This window comes from Nocardiopsis sp. iso_25, assembly GCF_056173305.1.
In genome coordinates this window covers 337,372-359,616 of record NZ_CM149667.1, presented here as the reverse complement: position 1 = coordinate 359,616, position 22,245 = coordinate 337,372, and the positions used below count along the sequence as shown (strand labels likewise).

19 protein-coding genes are annotated in these 22,245 nt (G+C 74.4%); 8 read left to right on the top strand and 11 right to left on the bottom strand.

Features of this window, described 5'->3' with window-relative positions; genetic code table 11:
* Positions 1 to 28: 28 nt before the first annotated feature.
* On the bottom strand, positions 29 to 4,735 hold the full coding sequence (locus AC0VX6_RS01630) for a hypothetical protein (RefSeq protein WP_475467240.1): 4,707 nt from the start codon (positions 4,733 to 4,735) through the stop codon (positions 29 to 31).
* A gap of 317 nt (positions 4,736 to 5,052) precedes the next feature.
* On the opposite strand from AC0VX6_RS01630, the gene AC0VX6_RS01625 reads away from it, so the two are divergent.
* The gene (locus AC0VX6_RS01625; protein WP_475467239.1) at positions 5,053 to 6,510 is read left to right on the top strand and encodes a hypothetical protein; all 1,458 of its coding nucleotides are present in this window, start codon (positions 5,053 to 5,055) and stop codon (positions 6,508 to 6,510) included.
* A gap of 56 nt (positions 6,511 to 6,566) precedes the next feature.
* On the opposite strand, the gene AC0VX6_RS01620 is transcribed toward AC0VX6_RS01625, so the two are convergent.
* Both AC0VX6_RS01620 and AC0VX6_RS01615 read right to left on the bottom strand, forming a co-directional pair.
* Positions 6,567 to 8,150, bottom strand: coding sequence for a hypothetical protein (locus AC0VX6_RS01620; protein ID WP_475467238.1), 1,584 nt, complete (start codon positions 8,148 to 8,150; stop codon positions 6,567 to 6,569).
* A 109-nt stretch (positions 8,151 to 8,259) separates the two neighbouring features.
* A complete protein-coding gene (locus AC0VX6_RS01615; RefSeq protein WP_475467236.1) occupies positions 8,260 to 8,880 on the bottom strand; it encodes a YigZ family protein in 621 nt (206 codons plus the stop codon).
* A gap of 80 nt (positions 8,881 to 8,960) precedes the next feature.
* On the opposite strand from AC0VX6_RS01615, the gene AC0VX6_RS01610 reads away from it, so the two are divergent.
* The 3 genes from AC0VX6_RS01610 to AC0VX6_RS01600 all read left to right on the top strand — a co-directional run bounded on the left by AC0VX6_RS01610 (position 8,961) and on the right by AC0VX6_RS01600 (position 10,855).
* Positions 8,961 to 9,659: a helix-turn-helix transcriptional regulator gene (locus AC0VX6_RS01610; protein WP_274975895.1), complete on the top strand. Its 699-nt coding sequence runs from the start codon at positions 8,961 to 8,963 to the stop codon at positions 9,657 to 9,659.
* Positions 9,660 to 9,679: 20 nt separating this feature from the next.
* Positions 9,680 to 10,174 carry a DUF3291 domain-containing protein gene (locus AC0VX6_RS01605; RefSeq protein WP_274978020.1) on the top strand — a complete coding sequence of 165 codons (495 nt, stop codon included), beginning with the start codon at positions 9,680 to 9,682 and terminating at the stop codon, positions 10,172 to 10,174.
* Positions 10,175 to 10,237: 63 nt separating this feature from the next.
* A complete protein-coding gene (locus AC0VX6_RS01600; RefSeq protein ID WP_274975894.1) occupies positions 10,238 to 10,855 on the top strand; it encodes a superoxide dismutase family protein in 618 nt (205 codons plus the stop codon).
* Positions 10,856 to 10,898: 43 nt separating this feature from the next.
* Here the strand turns inward: AC0VX6_RS01600 and AC0VX6_RS01595 are convergent, their stop codons facing one another.
* The gene (locus tag AC0VX6_RS01595; protein WP_475467235.1) at positions 10,899 to 11,618 is read right to left on the bottom strand and encodes a YidC/Oxa1 family membrane protein insertase; all 720 of its coding nucleotides are present in this window, start codon (positions 11,616 to 11,618) and stop codon (positions 10,899 to 10,901) included.
* A 131-nt stretch (positions 11,619 to 11,749) separates the two neighbouring features.
* A complete protein-coding gene (locus AC0VX6_RS01590; RefSeq protein WP_013156479.1) occupies positions 11,750 to 12,040 on the bottom strand; it encodes a DUF6412 domain-containing protein in 291 nt (96 codons plus the stop codon).
* A 232-nt stretch (positions 12,041 to 12,272) separates the two neighbouring features.
* On the opposite strand from AC0VX6_RS01590, the gene AC0VX6_RS01585 reads away from it, so the two are divergent.
* The gene (locus tag AC0VX6_RS01585) at positions 12,273 to 12,590 is read left to right on the top strand and encodes a hypothetical protein (RefSeq protein WP_013156478.1); all 318 of its coding nucleotides are present in this window, start codon (positions 12,273 to 12,275) and stop codon (positions 12,588 to 12,590) included.
* 16 nt (positions 12,591 to 12,606) lie between these two features.
* Here the strand turns inward: AC0VX6_RS01585 and AC0VX6_RS01580 are convergent, their stop codons facing one another.
* Positions 12,607 to 13,569: a sugar kinase gene (locus AC0VX6_RS01580; RefSeq protein ID WP_475467233.1), complete on the bottom strand. Its 963-nt coding sequence runs from the start codon at positions 13,567 to 13,569 to the stop codon at positions 12,607 to 12,609.
* Positions 13,566 to 15,164, bottom strand: a complete 1,599-nt coding sequence (locus AC0VX6_RS01575) for an N-acyl-D-amino-acid deacylase family protein (RefSeq protein WP_475467231.1) — start codon at positions 15,162 to 15,164, stop codon at positions 13,566 to 13,568. Before AC0VX6_RS01575 ends, AC0VX6_RS01580 begins: the two co-directional genes overlap by 4 nt.
* A 183-nt stretch (positions 15,165 to 15,347) precedes the next feature.
* On the opposite strand from AC0VX6_RS01575, the gene AC0VX6_RS01570 reads away from it, so the two are divergent.
* Positions 15,348 to 15,728: a RidA family protein gene (locus AC0VX6_RS01570; protein ID WP_047868469.1), complete on the top strand. Its 381-nt coding sequence runs from the start codon at positions 15,348 to 15,350 to the stop codon at positions 15,726 to 15,728.
* Between the two features lie 63 nt (positions 15,729 to 15,791).
* Here the strand turns inward: AC0VX6_RS01570 and AC0VX6_RS01565 are convergent, their stop codons facing one another.
* A complete protein-coding gene (locus tag AC0VX6_RS01565; RefSeq protein WP_274975890.1) occupies positions 15,792 to 16,448 on the bottom strand; it encodes an SAM-dependent methyltransferase in 657 nt (218 codons plus the stop codon).
* Positions 16,449 to 16,556: 108 nt separating this feature from the next.
* Positions 16,557 to 17,174, bottom strand: a complete 618-nt coding sequence (locus tag AC0VX6_RS01560) for a TetR/AcrR family transcriptional regulator (RefSeq protein ID WP_274975889.1) — start codon at positions 17,172 to 17,174, stop codon at positions 16,557 to 16,559.
* Positions 17,175 to 17,380: 206 nt separating this feature from the next.
* Between AC0VX6_RS01560 and AC0VX6_RS01555 the strand changes: the two genes are divergently transcribed.
* Positions 17,381 to 19,147 (top strand): MDR family MFS transporter, encoded by a 1,767-nt coding sequence (locus tag AC0VX6_RS01555; RefSeq protein ID WP_475469236.1) that lies wholly within the window; start codon positions 17,381 to 17,383, stop codon positions 19,145 to 19,147.
* Between the two features lie 10 nt (positions 19,148 to 19,157).
* Here the strand turns inward: AC0VX6_RS01555 and AC0VX6_RS01550 are convergent, their stop codons facing one another.
* Positions 19,158 to 19,607: a GNAT family N-acetyltransferase gene (locus AC0VX6_RS01550; RefSeq protein ID WP_019609259.1), complete on the bottom strand. Its 450-nt coding sequence runs from the start codon at positions 19,605 to 19,607 to the stop codon at positions 19,158 to 19,160.
* A 197-nt stretch (positions 19,608 to 19,804) separates the two neighbouring features.
* On the bottom strand, positions 19,805 to 21,040 hold the full coding sequence (locus AC0VX6_RS01545) for an ATP synthase F0 subunit B (protein ID WP_274978018.1): 1,236 nt from the start codon (positions 21,038 to 21,040) through the stop codon (positions 19,805 to 19,807).
* A 398-nt stretch (positions 21,041 to 21,438) separates the two neighbouring features.
* Here AC0VX6_RS01545 and AC0VX6_RS01540 point away from each other — a divergent pair, with 398 nt between their 5' ends.
* Positions 21,439 to 21,993, top strand: coding sequence for a gamma carbonic anhydrase family protein (locus tag AC0VX6_RS01540; protein WP_475467229.1), 555 nt, complete (start codon positions 21,439 to 21,441; stop codon positions 21,991 to 21,993).
* Positions 21,994 to 22,245: the final 252 nt, after the last annotated feature.

Here is a 22,245-nt window from a genome sequence, read left to right as displayed (position 1 = left end):
CCCTTCCTCGGTGTGTGCGGTCCGGGCCCTAGAGCAGGTTGACCCTCTCGTCGAGCGCGGCGTCCCTCCTGGCCAGGTCCGCGCTCAGCGCCTCGGCCGCGTCCAGGACCGCGCCCAGCCTCTCCAGGTCCTCCGGGCGCCTCCCGTCCGCACGGGCGGCCTCGATCTCCGCCCTCAGCTCGGGGATCAGCTCGCCTTCGAGGAACGCGGCCTGTTCCGCGATGGCGCCCCTCTCCGCGGTGATGGCGACCTCCTCGTCGAGGTACTCGTTCGTGATCAGGTCGCGGAGGTCGTTGCGGACCGCCTGGTGGCCCATCTCCAGCGGGAAGGCCGACAGATGGGATCCCATGCCGTCCGTCGGCAGCGCGGTGGTCCCGGAGATCCGGCCCTCGGCCAGGCCCTTGGGAACGGCGGTGCCCAGCTGGACGACGGCCTGGACGACGTCGGTACCCGTGAAGTCGCCGTCGGCGAACTCCTGCCACGCGATCTCCACCCCCAGGCCGCCGAGGACGTTGACGAAGTTCTTGGCGAGCGTCAGGCGCATCTCCTCCAGCATGGCGCCGAAGCTGTTGAGGCTCGGCCGCACGGGGGAACGGTCCCCGTCCGGGGAGTCCCCGTCCCCCCGGCCGCCGGAGGCACCGGTGCCGTCGTCGGCGCGCGCGGGGGCGCCGTCACCGTCGGTCCGCGCGCCCGGGGCGCCGTCGGTGCGGGGCGCGCTGGTGCCGTCCCCGTCCGTCCGGGCGCCGGGGACGTCCACCCGGTGCTGCGCGCCCCCGGGAGTGGTCACCCGGACGTGGTCGTCGGTGACGCGCAGGTCGGGGCGGCCGTCGCCGCCGTCCACCCGGACCCCTCCCCGGCCGTCCCGGACCGTGCTTCCGTTGCCGTCGGTGACCGTGGTCCGGCCCGAACGCGTCTGGGTTCCCTCGATGTCCCCCGACCGGAAGCTGACCTCGTCGGCCCCGTGGAACGGGGACGGAAGCCGGCCCGGCTCCGGTCGCACGCTGACGCCCTGGTCGGGGCGGGTGTGTCCGGTCATGCCGCCTTCGGGGTCCGTGGACACGCGCCAGCTCGGCGGCACCCTGCCCGCGTCCCCGGCGGTCTCGCCCATGCGCAGCGGGGGGTTGCCCGGGCTGTCCGGGGAGGGGCCGCGCACGTCGGTGCCGCGGGGACCGACGCCGATGGTGCGGTCGCCGTCGCGGACGGTGCGGTCCGCGTCGCGGGGCACGTCCACCCGGAGCCCGTCCGCGCGCGTGTGGACGGTGACCCCGTCGCCGGTGGTCACGCGGCCTCCCGTGCCCGAGTGCTCGGCCACCTGCCCGTACGGGGGCGCCGCGTGCGTGGTCTCCCCCCTCCCCAGACCGGGAGAGGTCCCCGGCCGGGCGTCCGTCCGCGTCGTTCCGTCGGACACGTGGGCGCCGTCGGCGGAGCTGCGGGCGTGGACGCCGTCGGGCCCGCCCGCCACCACGCGCCCGGGGCCGCCGGGCCTCTCGGGTCCGGACGCGACCCAGTGGTCGCCGCTCCTCACCGCGGTGGAACCGTCGGGTTCGCGGACGGTCTGGAGCCGGTCCCCCCGGGCGTCCGGGGGCGTGCTCACCGAGGACTGGCCGTCGCGCGAGGTGGTCACGGTCCAGCCCTGGGGGGTGTCCACCCGCAGCGCGGGGTCCGAGCCCTGGACGAGGGTCACCCTGGTGCCGCCCGTGAGTACGCAGGGCTGGCCCGTCGCGGGATCGGTGCGCAGCGGCGGGTAGGGGCCGTGGGGGCGGCCGTCGGTGCCGTAGGAGCGCGTGGCCCCGTCGGTCCCGCGCACCTCCACGACGGTCCGGCCGTCCCGTTCGGTGATCCCGACGGTGGCGCCGTCCTCGGTGCGCACACGCCCCGTCGCGGTACGGGTGTCCCCGACGGTGACGTGGCCGTTCGCGTCCTGGACGGCCCTCGGGGTCAGCGAGGGGTTGTCCGTCCTGATCTCGGCGCTGCCGTCCGGCCGGACGACCGCCCTGGAGCCGGCGCCCGTGGCGGTGCCAACCCCGTCACGGCCCTGCCACAGGTCGACTCCGCGTGCGCCGTCGGTGACCCTGACCTCGTGCTGGTCGGCCCGGACGCGGGTGTCGCCGGAGTCCACGGTGGCGCTGTCGGTCCCGCGGTCGTAGCTCTGCGAGGTCGAGCCCCCGGTGTCGAGCCGGTAGCCGTCGGGGCCGATCTCCGTGCTCCGTCCGGTGGCGGGGTCGGTCACCCGGGTGCGCGGCACGGCGGAGGAGCCGTCGTTCCCGGGCCGGGAGATCTCCGGGCCCCCGTTCCCGAACCGCAGGTCGACCGGCCCGTCTCCGCTCCGGGTGATGCGGACATCGCCGTCGCCGCGGGGCTGCTGGACGGTGAGGCCGTCGCCGGTCCGGATGGTGGAGCCGTTCCCGTCCCGGGAGACGGTGACGTCCCCGTCCGCGGTGGGGACGCGCACCTCCCCGTCCCGGTAGGAGGCGCCGGGGGCGCCGTCCGGTCCGGTCAGGGTGACGCCCCGCGGCTCGTCGTTCCCGCCGCGTGAGGCCGTGACCGAAGCGCCGTCCGGTCGGGCCACCTGGAAACCGTCGTCGGTACGCCGCACCGAGGTGCCGTTGACGTCCACTCCGTCGCGGGTGACGTCCATGGTGTAGTCGCCGCCGTCGGCCGGATAGCGGTAGGAGACGCTGCGCTCTCCGTCCGCTCCCCGGCCGGTGCGGTACTCGCCGAAGTCGCCGGAGGCCGCGGTGCGGCCGTCCGCCGCTCCCGTACCGTCGTGCGCGGCGGCGGGCACGCCGTTGCCGGGGCCGACCGGGGTGTCTTCCGCCCGCGGCCCCGTGGGCGCCGCGGAACCCTCGTCCTGGCCCGTCCGGCCGGAGGCGGCCGGGGACTCCTCGCCGGGCCGTCCCGCGGCGGGGGTGTCGTTCCGGTGCGGCGCGCGGTCGTCGACCATCGGCTCTCCGGGCTGGCCCGGGCGCTGGGAGGGCAGGCGCACGCCCTCGCCCGCGACGTTGGCCCCGCCCGTGGAGCCCCCGTACTCGCCCTCGGAGCGCTGGCCCTCGGGGCCGGGACCGCCGCCCGTCGCGTCCGCGGTGGCGGAGGAGGTCGTACCGCCCTGCGGGGAGGCGTCCGGGCCTTCCCCCGAGGAGCTGGAGGGATGGGCGGCTCCCGGAGTGCCGCCCGCGTCGGCGGTCGCGGGAGCACCGCCGGTGTCAGGAGTGGACGGGGTGGCGACCGGTTCCGGGGTGGACGGGGTCCCGCCCGCGTCGGGAGTGTCCGGAGTGGCAGCCGGTCCCGAGGTGGAGGGGGTTTCACCCGCGTCCGAAGTGAACGGAGTGGCGACCGGTCCCGAGGTGGAGGGGGACGCGGCCGTGTCAGGAGCGGGCGGGGTTCCGCCCGGGTCCGAAGTGGCCGGAGTGGCAGCCGGTTCCGACGTGGCCGGGTTCCCGCCCGTGTCGGAGTCGCCGGAGCCCACGGCAGCGTCGGAAGTGTCCGGAGTGGCGACCGGTTCCGGGGGCGCGCCGTCGCCGACCGTCGGCGCGGTGTCGGGCCCCGGAGCCGGGCCGGAGCCGCCGCCCGAACCGTCGGAGCCGCCGAGGAAGGACGGCAGCGATCCGTGGTCGCGGGCGGCGCCGACAGCGGCGCCGGGCACGTTGGTCGCGGCGGCGCTGGCGAGTTCGTACCCGAGGTCGATGTCCTCCCAGGAGGTACCGGCGGCCATCTGGACGGCGATCGAGGAGCCCATGCCGACGGCGGTGTCCCGGGCGCCGGTGGTGATGGTCGTGGAGATGATCGGGTGGTCCCGGCTGACGCGGCCCACCGTCGACGTGACGGTCCGGACGGCGCGGTTGCCGCCCACCGCGCCCCGTACCCCGCTGGTGGCGCCCCGTACCGCCGAGGAGGCGCTGCGCACTCCCGAGGAGATGCTCCCGGTCACGCGCGGAGCCGCGGCGGTCAGACCCCGAGTCACCGCGCGTCCGCCGCGCAGGAGCACACCGCCGGGGACGAGGGAGATCAGGTCCAGACCGAGGGTGGTGACCGTCTCCATGTTGAAACCGAGCTTGCCCTCGCGGTGGAGGGTGGACGCGCTGATCGCGAGCGCCCCGAGGGCCAGGGCGATGCCCAGGCCCGGGATGAAGATGGCGGCGATACCGCCGACCACGAGGATCGCCGCGTAGATGAGGGGGTTCTCCTCGACCCACGTGACGATCGCGTCGAGCCATCCCCACAGTTCGTTCGGGTCGCCCTGCTTGGCCTCCTCCAGGGCGTTCTTGCAGGTGCTGACGGCGTCGTCCATGTCACCGAGCACCGTCCGGAGGCGCGTGACGTAGGCGTCGCGGACGGGGTCGTCACCGTCCGTCTCCTGCTTCCACTCCTCGGGGTCCTCCAGGGCGAGGTAGGCCTGTTCGGCCTCGAAGACGATGATCCCGCTCTGCTCGCGGGCCGTCTCCAGCGCGCCCGTCCAGGTTTCGAGGGCCTTGTAGCCCTTCTCGTAGGCGTTGTGGGCCTTGTCCAGGTACTTGGGCAGTTCCTCGATGAGTTCCTTGAGGGCGTCGACGGTGCTGCCCTCGCCCAGTTGCCCCTTGTCCAGCCTGCGGAGGTCGGCGGCGGCCTGCTCGGCGGCGTCCGCCAGCCCCTCGTAGAACGTCTTGAGCGAACGTACGTCGTAGGCGGACCACGGAACCGGGTCCCCCTCCCTGTCGAGGAGGTCCCACCTGTGGTGAGTGCGCGGTTGCTTGGCCACGTCCCGTATCGCTCGCTTTCCAGATCGCAGAACGGCGCGGTTCAGGCGATCTCACACCTGCCACGGGGATGGGGAGGGGACTGTGCGGGCCCGGGGCCGGGGGCGCTCGGAGAGTCCGACATCATAGACTGCCACGCCCACGAGTGAACAGATGCCCCAGGGGCGCGCAAAGTTCTCCCGAACCTCGTAGGGTTTGCCTTCGCCCGCCCCTGACGGTGCCCGCCGCCCCGCGGAAACCGGCCCCGGGCCCGGCGACGCCGGTCCGCGCGGCCCGGAAGGCGTTCCCCAGCAGCGAAGACAGTCACAGGAGAGAGCGAGTGACCCTGACAGCGGCGGCACGGTCCGGATCTTCGCAGGCGCGCCCGGTGCGCGGGGCCATGGCGTTCACGGCGGTCCTCGCCACCTGGTGCGTCGCGTCCGCGGCACCGGCCGCGGCGGACACCGCCACCGGCACCTACGACATCTGTCCCACCGTGTACTACTACGTGGTCCCGGAGGGCTCCCCCGGCCTGGAGGGCGTCGCCGACCTCGTCCTGGGCGACCCCGGGCGCGCGGACGAGATCTACGAGTACAACGCGGGCCGCACCCAGGCGGACGGCGGCGCCCTCGGCGAGGACCGCGCGGTGCTCCCCGAGTGGCGCCTGGTGGTGCCCTTCGACGCCGGCGGCGAGGGCGTCTACGAGGGCTTGGACCCCCTGTGCGTGGTCTCGGTCGACCAGGCCAACGCGCTGGGGCAGGAACCGCCCTCGCCTCCTCCCGCCCCTCCCGCCTACACGCCTCCCCCCGAGGAGGAGCCCTCCGCGGAGGCCGCCCCGGGGGAGGCCGCGGCCGAGGAGGAGCCGAGCATCGACCCGCGGCTGCTCGCGGCGGGCGCGGCGGGCCTGGTCCTGCTGACCCTCATCACCCTGTTCTGGCAGCCGATCGGCCGGGCCCTGGCCTGGCCGTTCCGCAGGGTCGCGGCGGCCCGGGCCGAGCGCCCGCAGAAGCGGCGGTCCTCGCGCCCGGGAGCGGCCGCGCGGCGCCGCCGGGCCGCGACGGACCTGATCGCCTCCGACCCCGACGCGGCCCGGCGGGCCGGGACCGCGCACGCGGAGCTGGTCGGCGCGCCCGCCGACGTGCCCGTGCGTCCCGTGGCCCTGCTGACCACGCCCTCGGAGACGACCGCCGTGGTACCCGCCGGGGCGACCCCTCCGGCCTCCTCCTGGCGGGCCGTGGACACGACCACCTGGCGCCACGGCAGCGGCCGGTCGTCTGCGCCGGTGCGCTTCGGCACGTCCGTGCACACCATGACGGGGGCCGCGCTGCGGGGCGTGCTGGTGTGCCTGGGGCAGAAGGAGGGGACGGACGCCCTGGTGCACGTGGACTTCACACGTGTGCGCGGGCTGCTGGCGGTGGACGGGGACCCGAGGGTGGCCGCCGACGCGGTGCGCGTGGTCGCCGACGGACTGCACGCGGCGGGCCTGCGGGTACGGGTGCTCAGGCAGGGGCGCCCCCTGCGCTCGCTGGTCCCCGACACGGTCCCGGTGGTGTCGGCCCCGGACCCGATCCACGGGTTGGACCCGGGAACGCAGGCGCCGACGGTGGTGGTGGTCCCGCGCCCGCTGGGCCAGGCCGACGAACACGTGCTGACGGGCCTGCCGCCGGACGTGATCGTGGTCGCCGCGGGCTCCTCGCACGCCGCGCGCTGGCAGTGGGAGGCCTTCGACGACGGCACGGTGCACACGGGCGCGCTGGGGATCGACGTGGTCCTGCGGATGGCCGAGCCCAGGAACTGAGCCCGTCGGCCGGGTGTCCGGAGGCCACCGCCGGGGCGCCCCCTCGGCGCCGCCGGTCAGCTGGCGTCGTCGTCCGGAGCCCCGGAACCCTCCGCGTCGGAGGGCTCCTCGGACTCCCCCTCGGAGGGCTCGTCCGGAAGGGGTCCGTAGACGAAGCGCTGCCGGTCGTGCACGAGGATGGCGTGCCCGCTCTCGGTGACCGCCTCCACGTACGCCGGGAGTTCGTCCTCGACCACGTCCATCGTGACGGCGTCGAGCACCAGTTGCCGGTCCTGTCCGCCGCTGGCGCGGGAGTCGCCGTAGACGAGGCCGTCGAAGGCGAAGGCCGGGGAGATCGACCCCGCCTCCTCCTCCAGGCCCCACAGGACCTCTCCCCCGGCCAGGTCGACCGCGACCACCGGCGCGGCACCGCTGGCCTGGGGCAGCAGGAGGGTTCCCGTGGCCTCGTCGTAGAGGCTGCCCGCGACGCCGTCGGGGTCGAAGGCCCCGGCGACCGGGTTCATGCCCGGCTCCTCCAGGATCCACAGGAGGTCGCCGGTGCCGGGGTCGTGCGCGGAGAGGGTCGAGGGCGCCTCGGACTGGGCCCAGCGCAGCAGCAGGACGTCCTCGCCCCCCGACTCGTCCTCCCCCGGGCCCTCCCCGTCCGCTCCGTCCTCTCCGTCCCCGGCGCTCTCGGACGCGGACTCGCTCGCGGCCTCCGACTCGCTCGCGGACCCGGTGGCGGAGTCCGGTTCGGGGAGCGTGTAGAAGCCGATCACCTGCGGCGCGGGAACCGGGGAGGAGGTGGGCAGGCCCAGGTCCTCGTCCCCGCCGTCGACCGTCCACAGCTCCTCGCCCGCGGTGTCGGCTCCGACGGAGCGGGCGTGCAGGACGGGGCCTCCGGTGGCGAGCAGGACCAAGTCCTCGCGTGCGGCCACGGGCACGCCCAGGGCCGGTTCCCCGGGCTCCTCCTCGGCCCCGGACCCCTGCTCCTCCTCGGCCCCGGACCCCTGCTCCTCCTCGCCGGACCCGGATTCGCCGGACCCGCCCTCGGAGGACTCCTCCTCCGGCTCGGCCGGAGCCTCGAACTCGTAGTCCCACAGCGCGTCGCCCCCGCCGTCGAGCAGCGAGAACGATCCGTGGGGCTCCTCCGCGGTCCACCCCTCGGGGCGGCGCACGGCGAGGCCGTCGAGGTAGGCGTCGCCCTCCCGCTCCGGTTCCCACAGCAGCTCGCCGCGGGCGTCGAGGACGAACGGCAGACCGTCGGCGTCCGCCATGAGCAGTACCCGCTCGCCGTCGCGGTCGGTGCCGAAGCCGTCGAAGCGAGCCGCGCCCTCCCACAGGGTCTCGCCGGTGGCGGCGTCGTGCAGCAGGTGGCGGTCCTCGCTGCCGGAGCTGACCAGGAAGGCGTCGCCGACCGGGCTGATGCGCACGCCGAGGGGGTCGGCGAAGATCTCGTGGACGTCGGCGGAACCGCCGTGCAGGTAGCGCAGTACCTCGCCCTCGACACCGGGCGGCGCCTGCCCCTCGAACACGGTCGGGACGGGGGCGGGCTCCTCCCCCGGAGGGGGCGCGGAGGGTTCCGGATCACCGGTGCACGCGGTGGCCAGCAGCACCGCGAGTCCACAGGTGAGGGCCCCGGGCACCCGTGAGCGGCGCATGGACGGTTTCTCCCCACGAACGATGACGTTTACGGCAAATCCTAAGCCGCGCCGCGACGGGCGGACACAGGGAGAGCGAGTCGTTACAGCCATGGGACGTGGCGCGGGCTCAGGGCTCCACCTCGACGACCGTGGTCCCCCGCACCTCGAACTCCGCCCTCCCCCCGGTCAGCTCGGCCAGGCGGACCCCGAACGCGGGCAGGTCGGCCCCGGGCAGCGCCACCTCGATCCGGACCCTGTCGGCGTAGGCGACGTCGCGCACGGTCAGGGAGGAGTCGCGCAGGTCGCTCTCCAGGCGTCCGCCGAGCACGTAGTCGGCGAACACGTCCACGACGAGGAGCTCGCGGCGTTCCAGGACCCCGAGCGCGTCCACGGCGGCGGACACCGCGTTGCCGTAGGCGCGGATCAGCCCGCCCGCGCCGAGCTTGACACCGCCGAAGTAGCGGGTGACAACGGCGACGGTGTCGGTGATCCCCCTGCGCCGCAGCACCTCCAGCATGGGCAGCCCCGCGGTCCCGGAGGGCTCGCCGTCGTCGCTGGAGCGCTGGACCTCGCCCTGGTCGCCGAGCACGTAGGCGGTGCAGTTGTGGTTGGCGCCCCAGTGCTCCTTGCGGCGCTCGGCGATGAAGGCGCGAGCGGCGTCCTCGGTGTCCGCCCTGGCCAGGGCGCAGACGAAGCGGGACCTGCGGATCTCCAGCTCGTGCTCGCCGCCGTGTCTGATCGTTCGCATGTCACCTGTTCGGCAGGGGTCGTGGTCCTCCACCAGTGTCCCACCGCGCGCCGTACCGGGCCGCGCCGACAATGGGGGGCATGGACGACTCCTCGATCGACGCCGCGCAGACCCTCGCCGACCCCGTGCGCCGCAGGCTGTACGAGTACGTGGCCGCGGCGCGCGGAGAGGTCAGCCGCGGCCAGGCCGCGGACGCCCTCGGCATCCAGCGCACCCTGGCCGCGCACCACCTGGACCGGCTGGCCGACGCGGGCCTGCTGGAGGTGGCCCGCCGCAAGGTGAGCGGCCGCGAGGGGCCGGGGTCGGGCCGTCCGGCCAAGCTGTACCGGCGGGCGGACCGGGAGCTGTCGCTGCACCTGCCGCCGAGGGACTACGAACTGGCCGCGCACGTGCTGGCGGAGGCGGTGGAGCGGCACGGGGCCGAGGAGGCCCTGCACGCGGCCGCCCGCGAGGAGGGCCGCCGGATCGGTGCGGGACACCGGGAGGAGCCCCTGGTGGAGCTGCTGCGCGCCCGGGGCTACGAGCCCGGGGAGGGGGCGGCCCGCACCCCTGGGGACGGCTCCGGGCCGGACGGGGCCCCGGAGGAGGACGGCGGCGTGCGGCTGCTCAACTGCCCCTTCCACACCCTGGCCCGCGCCTTCCCCCCGCTCGCCTGCGGACTCAACCTGGAACTGCTGCGCGGCCTGCTGGAGGGGCGCGGCGAGGACGGCGCGGAGGCCCGGATGGACGCCCGTCCGGGCCGGTGCTGCGTGGTGATTTCCAAAAACAACGAGCATTGACATAGAAGACCGGCCGTGGTCTGCTGTGTCCCGTGAACGAGACCTCCCCCTCCGGGTACCACCTGGCCCAGATCAACGTCGGCGTCCTCAAGGCCCCCCTCGACGACCCCTCCATGGCGGGCTTCACCGCCCGCATCGACCCGATCAACGCGCTGGCCGACAGCGCCCCGGGGTTCGTGTGGCGGCTGGTGGAGGAGGGCAAGGAGGACGCCACCGGCCTGCGGCCCTTCGGCGGCGCCCTCCTGATCAACTACTCCGTCTGGCGGGACGTGGAGTCGCTGTGGAACTTCACCTACCGCAGTGAGCACCTGGAGCTGCTGCGCGGGCGCCGCGAGTGGTTCGAGCACCTGCGGGAGGCGTATCTGGTCCTGTGGTGGATTCCCAGCGGTACGATCCCCACTGTCGAGGAGGCCGGAAGGCGCCTGGACCTGTTGCGCGCCGAAGGCCCCACCCCCGGGGCCTTCACCCTCAGGTCGCCCTTCCCGCCCCCGGCAGAACGCGTTCCGCACGCCTAGTTATCCCTCGGGTACCTTGGGTAGTCTTGCGGGCGACCGCTGAGAGCAACCGGGAGTTCCGTCATGCGCATCACACCGTTCGCCGTCGGCCTGGCCCTGACCGCGACCCTCGCCACCGGTTGCGCGCAGTCCGACACCGCGGAGGACGACGGCTCGGCCGCCCAGGAGTCCCCGCAGTCCTCGCCCAGCGCCTCCCCCAGCGTGACCGCGTCGATCTTCCTGCCGCCCGGCGAGGGCGCGGGCGCCATCACCTACGACGAGACCGCCGTGCCCGAGGGGGCCACCTCCGACGTGCAGGTGCGCACCCAGGACGGGCAGACCCACGTGCAGTTCACCGGCACCAGCCTGGAGGGGGGCCGCGACTTCGGCGCCCACGTGCACACCCGGCCCTGCGGCGACGACCCGGCCGACGCGGGCCCCCACTACCAGAACGAGCCCGACCCGGCCGCCACGGAGGACGAGCCCTCCAGCGACCCCGCCTACGCCAACCCCGAGAACGAGGTCTGGCTGGACTTCACCACCGACGACGACGGCAACGCCCGCGCGACCAGCACGGTGGACTGGGGGTTCCGCGAGGGCGAGGCCCGGTCGCTGGTGCTGCACGAGCACCACACCCACACCGGTGAGGGCGAGGCGGGCACGGCGGGCGACCGCCTGGCCTGCGTCAGCGTGGACTTCTGACGGACCGGCGGTCCCCGGAGCGCTCCGGGGACCGCGCCACGGCTCAGTCCGGGACGACCCGGCGCAGCAGGAGCCGCTCCCCCAGCGCCCACGCGCTGGAGGTCAGCAGGTACAGGCCCCCCGCCAGCGGTACGAACGCGGCGACCGCCACGGTCGTGAACTGCGTGTAGGTCAGGAGCCCGGGGAGCTGGGGCCGGCCCGGGTCGGCCTCGGCGCCCGCCCGCATCGCGGGCAGCATGAGGTAGCGGCGGTTGGCCCAGGCCACGAGGGCGATCAGGGCCAGGAGCGCGGCGAACACGGGAGCCGCGGACGCACCGCCCGCGCCGCCCAGCAGGGTCGCGCCCAGTTCGACGCCGCCGAAGGTGTGCGCGAGCATCGCCTCCTCACCGCCGCCCGCGCCGATGAACACGCCGTAGAGGGCGATCATGACGGGGACCTGGGCGAGGGAGGGCAGGCAGCCCGCCAGCGGGGAGGTGCCCGCCTCGGCGTAGACCCGGCGCTGTTCGGCGACGAGCCGTTCGGGGTTCCCGCGGTGCCGGGCGGTGATCCTCGCCAGCTGCGGGGCAAGGCGCGCGCGTGCCTTCTCGGCGCGGACCTGCACCACCCCGAGGGGGACGAGCAGGAGGCGCACGGCCACGGTCAGGGCCACGACGGCCAGCCCGGCGGCCAGGCCCCCGGCGAGGGGGGCGAGCAGTGAGGTGAGGGCGGACAGGACGGTCGAGAGCAGGGTCATGGCGGCCGCGATCGGCCCGAGGCTGTACAAGGCGGGAAGGCCCTTCGTCCGGTGGGAGGGGAACAGACGTCGGGCCGCTCGCGACCGCGCACGCGCAGGGCGCAGCGCACACCCGGGGCGCGGCGCGGGCGCGCGCACACGGGAGCGTGTCGGAGAAGGGGTCAGCGAGCGGCCGGAAGGGCCGCGCCGGGGGCTCTGGGACGGGGCCGTCCCGCCGCATCGGGGTCACACAGGGTGAGCACGGGCAGGCGCGCGGACCTGCGGCGCATCGCGCGCACCGCTCCCGCGGCGGCGTCGCGCGCCGGGCAGGCCCAGGTACCGCGGAGGACGTACCAGGCGACGGCCGCGCCGACGGCGGCGACCAGCAGCGCCAGGGAGCCGGGGACCGGCAGGAGTTCGGCGGGGACCACGCCCAGCATGAGGAACTCGAAGAACGCGAGAAGGAGGCTCATGGCGCCCTCACCTCCCCGTTCCGGTCGAACCGCATTGTATGCGCGGCGGCGGCGCCCCACAACGCCCGGCCGCGCCCCGGGGCGGACGGCGGCGGTCGGCGGGCGCAGAAATCCGCCGACACTCCGCCGGGGCTCCTCTCGGTTCTCGTGAAGCTGTAGCTAAATGACACAGAGTAACCAACTCCGTGCTCGCCGGGAGCCCCCTGCGGGCCGGCAGAGAAGGGGAGTTACCGTGCCGATCCGCCCTGCGAACCTCGCCACCATGTCCGCCACCATCGCCGGAGCGATCGCCGGGCTGTCGAGCAGACAGGACCAGGCTCCCCCGGTCCGGGTCACCTTCGAGTCCGGCTACCAGCAGACCGTGGAGAACGGGGGCTGCCGCACCCTCAAGACGGGGCAGGGGGGCGTCACCGGGATCTCCACGGAGAGCAGGGTCAAGTTCGCGCTCTTCGCGGGCACGAGCTGCCAGGGCAGCCGCGCGCTGGCCTCCGGACACGGCTCGGTGAGCTTCGGCGACCCGGTCCTGGCGGGCGCCATCGTCATCGGCTGAGGGCCGGGGCGGGCGCTCAGGCCCCCGCGGAACCGCGGACGAGGGCGACGTCCGCGGGCAGGGCCTCCAGGACGTCCCCGGGCGAGCGCAGCACCGCGCCCGCGACCGCGTGGCCCAGCCGCAGCCGCTGCTCCACGGACAGCCCGTCGAGCAGGCCGGACAGGAAACCGGCGGCGAACGCGTCGCCCGCGCCCACCGCCTCGACCACGTCCACCGGCGGGGACGGCACGAACACAGCGCCCTCGGAGTCGAAGCAGGTCGCGCCGTGCTCGGCGTCCTTGACCACCAGGACCGGCACCTCGGGCAGCACCGCCCGCACGTCCTCGGCCGCCGGGGTGCCCCACAGCCGCTCGGCCTCGTCCCGGCCCACGAAGACCACGTCGGCGCGGCGGGCCAGGTCGAGCAGCACCGGCGCGGCGGTCCTGGCCCCCCACAGCGCGGGCCGGTGGTTGACGTCGAAGGAGCGCAGCGCGCCGTTCCCGGTCCGCCGGTCCAGCAGGTGCTCCACGAGCGCGGCGGCGCGCGCGGACAGGGCCGGGGTGATGCCGGACAGGTGGACCACGCCGGGGTCGCGCGCCCACACCCGCTCGGCGTCGGCGGCCGACAGGGCGGAGGCGGCCGAACCGGCGCGGTAGTACAGCACGCCCGCGCCGCCGGGACCGGTGTCCTTGACGTACAGGCCGGTGGGGCGCTCGGGGTCCACCTCCACGCCGGTCACGTCCGCGCCGCACCCGGCGACGGCGCCGGTGACGATGCGGCCGAAGGGGTCGTCGCCGACCCGGCTGACCCAGGCGGCGGCGTGCCCCAGGGCCGCCAGGGCGACCGCCACGTTGGACTCCGCGCCGCCGGTGCCCACGACCAGCTTCGTTCCGGCCGCGAGCGCCTCGGCCGAGGCGAGCACCGCCATGGTCTCGCCGACGCAGACGGCGTCGGCTCTGCTGGTCGGCTCGCTCCCCGCGGGGGTCGGGTGCTCGCTCATCGGTGGTTCCTCCGGACGGATCGGCCGGGCAGGCGGTCGGTGCGACGGCCGTCCCGGACGGTGAAGTCTCCCGACACGAGGACGTGGTGGACGCCCCGGGGGGCCAGGCGCGGTTCCTCGTAGGTGGCGCGGGCGTCCACGGTGGCGGGGTCCAGGACCACCAGGTCGGCGACGGCACCGCTCCGGATGACGCCGCGGTCGGTGAGGCCGAGTCTACGCGCGGGCCGGGAGGTGAGGTGGCGGACGCACTCCTCCAGCGTGAGCACGCCGAGTTCGCGCACGTAGTGGCCCAGGTAGCGGGGGAAGGTGCCCCAGCCGCGCGGGTGCGGCACGGCGCCGACGAGGATGCCGTCGCTCCCGGCGGTGTGGGAGCTGTGTCGCATGATGGTGCGGATGTTCTCCTCGTTGCCCACCTGGAGCAGGCAGCCGCTGCGCAGCTCGTCGGCCACGAGCAGCTCCATGTAGAGGTCGCCGGGGAGGCGTCCGCGCGTGCGCGCGAGGTCGGCGACGGAGGATCCGACGGCCCAGGACAGCCCGGGGTCGGCGACGCCGGTGACGACGATGGCGGACCAGTCCATGGGGACCCCGTGGTTGCCGTCGGTGCCCTCCTCCTCGATCTCGCGCAGGACGCGGGCGCGGGTGGGGGCGTCGCGCAGGCGCTCCAGGGTGGCGGCGGTGCCGCCGACCTGCACCCAGCTGGGCAGCGGTGCGCCCAGGTGGGTGGCGCTGGCCCGGTAGGGGTAGCTGTCGAGGGTGACGTCGAGGCCGTAGTGGACGGTGGCCTCGTCGATGGCGTCCAGGACCTCGGGGGCGCGGCCGCGGTTCTGCGGGAAGTTGACGTGGCAGTGCGCCAGGTGCAGGGCGACCTGGGCGCGGCGCGCGATCTCCAGGCACTCGCGGTAGGACTCCACGACCCGGGAGCCGTAGTTGCGGTGGTGGGGGCAGTAGTAGCCGCCCGCGGCGCGGACGGGTTCGAGGAGGGCGACGATCTCGTCGTCGGTGGCGTACATACCGGGGGTGTAGGTCAGGCCGGCGGACAGTCCGTGCGCGCCGTCGGCCATGCCCCGGGCGACGATCCGGCGCATGCGGTCGAGTTCGTCGTCGGTGGGCGGGCGGTCCTCGCCGCCCAGGACGGCCATGCGCACGTTGCCCTGGGGGACGAGGACGGCGGCGTTGACGGGGGCGCCCGCGTCGATCCGGTCGAGGTACTCGCCGACGGTGCGCCAGGAGTGGTCGAGGTCGGGGCGGCCGTTCCACGCGGCGAGCTGGGCGCGCAGCTCCCCGGCGGTGTCGTCGGTGACGGGGGCGTAGCCGAGCCCGTCCTGGCCCAGGACCTCCAGGGTGACGCCCTGGAGGGTCTTGGCCTCGTGCGCGGGGTCTGCGAGGACGGCCAGGTCCGAGTGGGAGTGCATGTCGACGAACCCCGGGGTGACCGCGAGCCCCTCCACGTCCACGACGGTGCCTGTGGTGCGCGCGCCGCCGGGTGGGACGATGTGGGCGATGCGTCCGTCGCGGAGGACGAGGTCGGCGCGGCGGGAGGGACCGCCGGTGCCGTCGACCACCAGTCCGCCGGTGAGTACGGTCTCGGAATGCACTGTTCCTCCGTTCGACGTACCGGTCACTCCGGTGCGGCGCGCGGCCGACCGGTGTCCGGTGTGGCCAAGATACGCTGCCCGGAAGAAAATTGATAACTTTGTTGCCAGTAAAGCGCCCGTGAAACGGCACGGGCACCGGCGCGCGCACGCGCCGCCGGAGCAGACCAGCGAAGGAGTCCACGGATGTCCAAGAAGGCGGTCCGCACCGACAAGGCCCCCGCTCCGGCCGGGGCGTACAGCCAGGGAGTGGTCGCGGGCGGGTTCCTGTACACCGCGGGCTTCGGCCCGCAGGAGCCCGAGACCGGCCGCGTGGCCCCGACCGTGGGCGAGCAGACCGCCCAGGTGCTGGCCAACATCTCCGCCGTGCTGGCCGAGCACGGCCTGACGCTGGACGACGTCGTGAAGGCGACCGTCCACCTGGAGAACCTCAAGGCGGACTTCCCGGAGTTCAACGCCGTGTACGAGGAGCACTTCAGCGCGCCCTACCCCGTGCGCACCACCGTGGGTTCGGACCTGGCGAACATCCTGGTCGAGATCGACGTGGTGGCCAAGCTCCGGGACTGAGCCCCGGTCGGCCGGGGCCCTCCCGGGCCCCGGCCGTTCCCCGCCGCCTCCGACCGGCCCCGGTCAGGCCTCGCGGCGGGCGCGGACCACCAGGTCGTGCACGGTGAAGGTCTCCTCGCCGACGACCGCCGTCCCGGTGCGGACCTCGTCGGCCAGCACGGTCCACTCCCGCCGGGGCAGGGCCGCCACCACCTCGTCGCCCGTGTAGAACAGGTCCGGGTCCGGCGGGCGCGGTACGCCCTCCTCCAGGTCGCGGGGGTGGTGCGCGACGACCAGGAGTTCTCCCCCGGGCGCCACCGCCGAGGCCAGCGCGGCGAAGAACCGCGCGCGCCAGCGTTCGCGCAGGTGCATGAACTGCGAGGTCACCAGGTCGAACGCGCCCTCGTCCGGGGACCAGCGGGTCACGTCCGCCCGCTGCCAGGTGATGCGCCCGGGCACGTCCCCGCCCCGCTCGCGTGCGTGGGCGGCTCCCTTGTCCAGCGCCACGGTCGAGATGTCGAGCGCGGTCACCCGCCAGCCGCGTTCGGCCAACCAGATCGCGTCGGCGCCCTCGCCGCCGCCCACGTCCAGCGCCCGCCCGGCTTCGAGGCCGGCCGCCTCGGCCACCAGGTGGCGGTTGGGCCTGCCGCTCCAGATCCGTTCCCGTGAGCGGTAGCGCTCGTTCCAGAAGTCCTCGCCCATCTCCTCGGGCAGGGAGTCCGCCGTGTCCTCACCGGTCATGTCGACCACCTCCGCGCTCCACTCTCCACGCGCGGTCCACGGGGCGCGAAGTTCTTTGCCGTCCCGGCAAAACGTGTCGCCCGCCCGGGCGGATCGGGACCGCCGTGGTCACCCGCCCTCCGGCGCGTCCCCGTCCCCCTCGGCGAAGTCGTCCAGGCACAGGTCCAGCAGCGCCTGGACCCGGTCCGTGAGCCGGTCGCGGTCGAGCGCGCGCAGCGCCGTGGCCCCCTCGACCACGCGCACCCTGGTCAGCCCCAGCATCACGGCCGAGAGCAGGGAGGCGTGCGCCCGGCCGTCGTTCCCGCCGAGGTAGACCGTCAGCGGGTCGATCATCGCGCTGGTGATCCGCCCCTGGTAGACCGCCTGGAGGTCGGGGTCGCCCGCGGAGTCGTCCAGGGCGCGCTGGAGCGCGGTGGCCTCGCCGTGCAGGCGGCTCACCGCCTGCTCCGCCAGGCGCCGGGTGAGGGTGGCGGGTTCGCCCTCGATCAGCCCGGGGAAGACGCCGTCCTCGCGCAGGAGTTCGGTCAGCAGTCCGCTCTTGGCGCCGAAGTAGCGGTTGATGAGCGCGACGTTGACCCCCGCGTGCGCGGCGATCATCCTCGACGACACCGACCCGTAGCCCTCGTTGGTGAACAGCTCCTTGGCGCTGGCCAGAATGCGGGCTCTGGTGGCCTCGCGACCCCGCGTCGGCCCGGGGCCGCCTCCGGTTTCCTCCGGACGGTCCATCTGCGTACCCCTTGGCGGCTGCGAACTGGCGGTCAGTACTCCAGGTTGACACTTCTGGAGAACCGTCGCATACCGAAACGTGCGGAGAGATATCGATTTGACAGGTCAACAGTGTTTACATATACCTGGGAACAGGACGACGCCCCCGGCAGCACGCCGCGGGGCCTTTCGTGCGTCCGCGATCGGGGGCTTGTGTGGAACAGTCGTTGCGTGGAGGGGCCGGAACCGGGGACACTCCCCCGGGCGTCGAACCCCGAACGGTCGCGCGAACACGGACCTCCGATGATCCCCCCACCGAGACACCGCTGACGGAGGCCCCGAACGGGAGCGCCCCGGCCGGGGACGCCCCCGAGGCCTCCTCCGCGGCGGGCGCCCCGGCCGGCTCCGCCGCCGACGGGACCCCCGAGCTGCCCTCGGGCCGCGTGGTGCGCCGAATCATGGTCGGCCTGGTCCTGGCCATGCTCACCTCGATGCTCACCAACTCCATCGTGGGCACCGCACTGCCGACGATCATGGGGGAGCTGGGCGGCCAGGACCGCCTGGCCTGGGTCGCCACGGCCGCCCTGCTCACGATGACGGCCTCCACCCCCGTGTGGGGCAAGCTCTCCGACGTCTGGGGGCGCAAGCTCCTCTTCCAGCTGGCCCTGGGCATCTTCATCGTGGCCTCGGTCGCCGCGGGCCTGGCGCAGGACATCAACTGGCTGATCGCGGCCCGCGCCCTCCAGGGGCTGGGCGTCGGCGGGCTGGCCACACTGCCCAACATCATCCTGGGAGACGTGGTCCCGCCCCGCGAGCGCGGCCGCTACAGCGGACTCATCGGCATGGTGTTCGGGGTGTCCACCGTGCTGGGGCCGCTGGTGGGCGGGTTCCTCGTGGACAGCCCGCTCGGCTGGCGGTGGTGCTTCCTCATCACCGTGCCGCTGGCCCTGTTCGCCTTCGTCGTCATCCAGTTCATGTTCACCATGCCCTTCGTCCCCCGCCGCGACGCGCCGGTGGACTGGCTGGGCGCCGGGCTGATCTTCAGCGCCGCGAGCACCGTGATCGTGCTGCTCAGCCTGGGCGGCACCCAGTTCCCGTGGAACTCGCCGCTGTCCTACGCCCTGGGCGCCGGGGCCCTCCTGCTCACCGCCGCGGCCGTGGTGGTCGAGCGGCGGGCGCGGGAGCCGATCATCCCGGCACGCCTGTTCGGCGACCGGACGTTCGTGCTGTCCTCGCTCGGGTCGGCCTGCGTCGGGATGATGATGTTCGGCCTGATCATCTACATGCCGCAGTACCTCCAGATGGTGCACGGCATGACGCCGACCGTTTCGGGCCTGATGACGCTGCCGCTGGTGGCGTCGTTCCTGCTCACCTCGATCGGCTCCGGCTACGCGGTGGGCGGCAGCGGCCGGTGGAAGGCCTACCCGGTCACGGGCATGGCCCTGTGCCTGTTCGGGTTCGCCGCCCTCAGCCTGGCCTATCTGGACACCGGGCTGACCACGGTGGTCGCGGGCCAGGTGATGGTCGGCCTGGGGCTGGGCCTGTGCATGCAGATCCTGCTGCTGGCGACGCAGAGCGCCCTGCCCCTGGCCGACATGGCCACGGGCACGGCCTCCGTCGTGTTCTTCCGCAACCTGGGCGGCGCCACCGGCGTGGCCGCGTTCGGCGCGGTGATGGTGGGACGGCTCAACGGCGAGCTGGCCCAGGCGTCGGCCGACGCGCGGGCCCGGGTGGCGGCGGACGCCGCGGCCGGGACCGACTCGGGGGCGCGGGAGCTGTCGGTCGGACTGTCCGAGGCGGCCGAGGCCGCGCAGGGCTCCCCCGAACTGGTGCACTCGCTGCCGGGGCCGGTCCGCGAGGTGGTCGTGGGCGCCTTCGACCACGCCATGCAGGGCGTGTTCCTGGCGGGGATCCCGATCGCCGTGATCGGGCTGGTCACCGTGGTGTTCATGCGGGGCGTGCCGCTGAGCGGGGGCTCGGCGGCCAAGCGCTGACGCCCGCGGGTCACAGGTAGCGGCGGAAGCCCTCGGCGGAGCTGTCGAAGCCCAGCGCGGTGTGGAACCGGTGGACGTCCTGGCCGTTCTCGTGCGCCAGCAGCTCCACCTTGTAGCACCCGGCCCGCGTGGCGCGGTCGAGCGCGTCCTCCATGAGCGCCCGGCCGATGCCCCGGCCCCGGGCCAGGGGGTCGACCACGAGGTTGTCCACCACGGCCCAGGGCTGGGCGTCGTGGGTCAGGTTGGCCACGACCAGCAGGTCCAGGGTGCCGATGATCTGGCCGCGCTGCTCGGCGACGAGGATCGTGCGGTCGGGGTCGTTCTCCATCCGCGTCCAGGCGCGTACGGCGGCGGAGGACATGCGAACGTGCGCGCTCTGCGCGTGGGTGGTGTCGCCGAGTTCCCTGAGAAGACGCAGAATCGCACCGAGGTCCGACCGGATGGCCGCGCGGATAATCATGGCTGTCGGCATCGTAGCCGACAGCCTGCGACAAGGCGGACGTCACCCTACATCGGGCCACAAAACGCCGGGGGCGGGGACATGGTCCCCGCCCCCGGATCGCGTTCCGGGCCGGTGCGCCGCCGGGGCGCTCCGCGGGCCTCGGGGACTGGCCGGGGAGGGCTCCCCGGGCGCTCCCGTCCGCGCGCGGCCGCGGGTCAGGGCTTGCGGATGACCCGGACGCCGTCCTCGCCCTTGGGCGGCTGGTTGTGGCCGGACTCCGGGTGGCGGTAGATACCGGTGATGCCCGGGTCGCCGCCCTGCTCCTGGCCCTTCTGGCCCTGCTGCGGACCAGACTGCGGCTGCTTCTGGCCCTGCTCCTGGCCGGACTGCGGCTGCTGCGGACCCGCCTGGCCCTGCTGCTGGCCGGACTGCGGCTTCTCGTCGCCCTCGGGGGCGGGGCCGGTGAAGCGGGCGCCCTGCGGGGGACGGGGAGCGGACTGGGCCTGGTCCTTCGGGGAGGAGGCCCCCGCCGGGTCCTGGCCGGCCTGCTCCGGCTTGGCCACCGGCCTGATGCGCACGGTCGCCTCGTCCGGCTGCTGCTGGAGGGGGGGCAGCTTGGTGGTGGCCTCGTCCTTGTCCCCGGGCGCGGCCGGGGCCGGCTTGGCCGGGGCGGGAGCGGCCGCCTCGGGACGGGGCTGGGGCCGGGAGGGCTCCGCGGCACGCTCGGGGGCCGGGGCCTTGGCCGCCGCGGCGGGCTTGGCCGGGACCGGCTTGGCGGGGGCGGGAGCGGCCGCCATCTCCTCGCGGGAGAGCCCGCTCTCCAGCGCGCCCGCCTTGTCCTCGGCCGCGACCAGGTCGGCCAGGGTCGAGTGCATGTCCTTGAGGCGGCGCAGCGCCTCGGCGTGCGTGGCGGTGAGGGTGGCGAGCCTGCGGTCCGCGGTGTCGTGGATCTTCTTCGCGCGCGCCTCGGCCTCGTTCAGGCGGCGCTCGCCCTCCTGCTTGGCCTGGTCCCGGAGCTGGTCGGACTCCTTCTTGGCGCTGTCGACCATCGAGTGGGCCTCCGAGCGCGCGGAGGACAGGATCCGCTCGGCGTGCTCCTCGGCGTCCTTGCGGTACTTGGCGATCTCCTCCTGGGCCTTCTTCTCGGCCTCCTTCACCTCGGACTCGACCCTGGAGCGGCGCTCCTGGGCCTCCTCCTCGGCGATGCGCAGGATCTCGGCCATGCGCTCGCTGATCTGCTCGTGCTCCGGCTTGACCTGCGCCTTCTCACGGGCGATGGCGAGGTCGCGCTTGTACTGCTCCAGCTCGTCGTCCAACCGCTGGAGGCGCTCGCGGAGGCTCTTGACCTGGTTGTCCGTCCGCACGAAGTAGTCGTCGACGTGCGCCTTGTCATAGCCGCCCTTGCGCACCGTCGGAAACCTGTCCTGCTGGAGTCCGCCGCCCGGCAACATATCGCTCATGTGCCCTTCATGTCCTTACACCGTTGTGACTGTACGACGCAGAAGGTGCGAGTTGACCCGTACCCATTGTCACCACGACACCGGATTGGTCTCGTCAGCGACATACGCCCGATAGTGCTCTTTTCTGCATACCGGCCCGGCCGCCTGGGGGCACCGGTCGGGAGCGGAGCGTAACGCCGTGGACACCGTCCAGGCGACCAAGGTAGACACGCGCGGCGCGGCCGCGTCAAGATCCCCGACCGGCACATCGCCGTGCGGACCCCGGTCACGTTCTTACTAAGGTATGCGCGATCATCCCCGTACGGGGGCAGAGCGGTCAACTTCCCGCTGATCCGCCCCCTCCCGGGGGAGACGGACACGGCGGTACGAGACGCAGGGAGGGCCACGAGATGGACAACGGCCGTACGGAAGGCGGGCACGCGGGGCCCCGCGTGGGCGGAGCGGACTTCGGACGACCGGAGGTCCATCCGAGCGCGTGGATCGCGCCCGGCGCGGTGGTGGTCGGCCGCGTGCGCCTGGGCGCCCGGAGCAGCGTGTGGTACGGGTCGGTGCTGCGCGCCGACACCGAGGACATCGTGGTCGGTGAGCGGGTCAACATCCAGGACCAGTGCGGCCTGCACTCCGACCCCGGTGAGCCCGTCGTCCTGCACGACGACGTGAGTCTGGGCCACAAGGCGATGGTGCACGGCGCGGTCGTGGAGGAGGGCGCTCTCATCGGCATCGGCGCCATCGTGCTGGGCGGCGCCCGCGTCGGCCGGGGCGCACTGGTCGCGGCGGGCGCCCTGGTGCCGCCGGGCAAGACCGTCCCGCCGGACACGCTGTGGGCTGGTGTGCCGGGCAAGGTGGTGCGTGAGCTCAACGACGACGACCGGCTGGTGCTCCAGCACACTCCGGCCCACTACGCGTCGCTCGCCGCCCAGCACCAGGAGGTCACCTGGGCCTGACGTCACGCCGGGCGGGGACGAAAGTCGTACCCGGGGCACCGGCCCGGTGGTCCGAAAGCACCGCGTCCGCCCAGGCCGGGCCCCCTCCTGGCTAACCCGGGTGACTCCGCCGCCTGGTCCTCACGGGTCATGCGCACCGGTCCGCCCTGCGCGTAGCCTGGTACTCCTCACGCTCGCGTGGGTCCGGATCCGTCGCACCCGCACCCACGGCACTCCGGCGCGGGGTGTCCCGTCCTGCCGCGACACCGTTGT

What these genes read in the sequence shown, in the direction of transcription:
- AC0VX6_RS01620 (WP_475467238.1), bottom strand. Translation starts at nt 8,150, where the DNA reads ATGCGCCGCTCACGGGTGCCCGGGGCCCTCACCTGTGGACTCGCGGTG.
- AC0VX6_RS01615 (WP_475467236.1), bottom strand. Translation starts at nt 8,880, where the DNA reads ATGCGAACGATCAGACACGGCGGCGAGCACGAGCTGGAGATCCGCAGG.
- AC0VX6_RS01610 (WP_274975895.1), top strand. Translation starts at nt 8,961, where the DNA reads ATGGACGACTCCTCGATCGACGCCGCGCAGACCCTCGCCGACCCCGTG.
- AC0VX6_RS01600 (WP_274975894.1), top strand. Translation starts at nt 10,238, where the DNA reads ATGCGCATCACACCGTTCGCCGTCGGCCTGGCCCTGACCGCGACCCTC.
- AC0VX6_RS01590 (WP_013156479.1), bottom strand. Translation starts at nt 12,040, where the DNA reads ATGAGCCTCCTTCTCGCGTTCTTCGAGTTCCTCATGCTGGGCGTGGTC.
- AC0VX6_RS01580 (WP_475467233.1), bottom strand. Translation starts at nt 13,569, where the DNA reads ATGAGCGAGCACCCGACCCCCGCGGGGAGCGAGCCGACCAGCAGAGCC.
- AC0VX6_RS01570 (WP_047868469.1), top strand. Translation starts at nt 15,348, where the DNA reads ATGTCCAAGAAGGCGGTCCGCACCGACAAGGCCCCCGCTCCGGCCGGG.
- AC0VX6_RS01565 (WP_274975890.1), bottom strand. Translation starts at nt 16,448, where the DNA reads ATGACCGGTGAGGACACGGCGGACTCCCTGCCCGAGGAGATGGGCGAG.
- AC0VX6_RS01560 (WP_274975889.1), bottom strand. Translation starts at nt 17,174, where the DNA reads ATGGACCGTCCGGAGGAAACCGGAGGCGGCCCCGGGCCGACGCGGGGT.
- AC0VX6_RS01550 (WP_019609259.1), bottom strand. Translation starts at nt 19,607, where the DNA reads ATGATTATCCGCGCGGCCATCCGGTCGGACCTCGGTGCGATTCTGCGT.
- AC0VX6_RS01545 (WP_274978018.1), bottom strand. Translation starts at nt 21,040, where the DNA reads ATGTTGCCGGGCGGCGGACTCCAGCAGGACAGGTTTCCGACGGTGCGC.
- AC0VX6_RS01540 (WP_475467229.1), top strand. Translation starts at nt 21,439, where the DNA reads ATGGACAACGGCCGTACGGAAGGCGGGCACGCGGGGCCCCGCGTGGGC.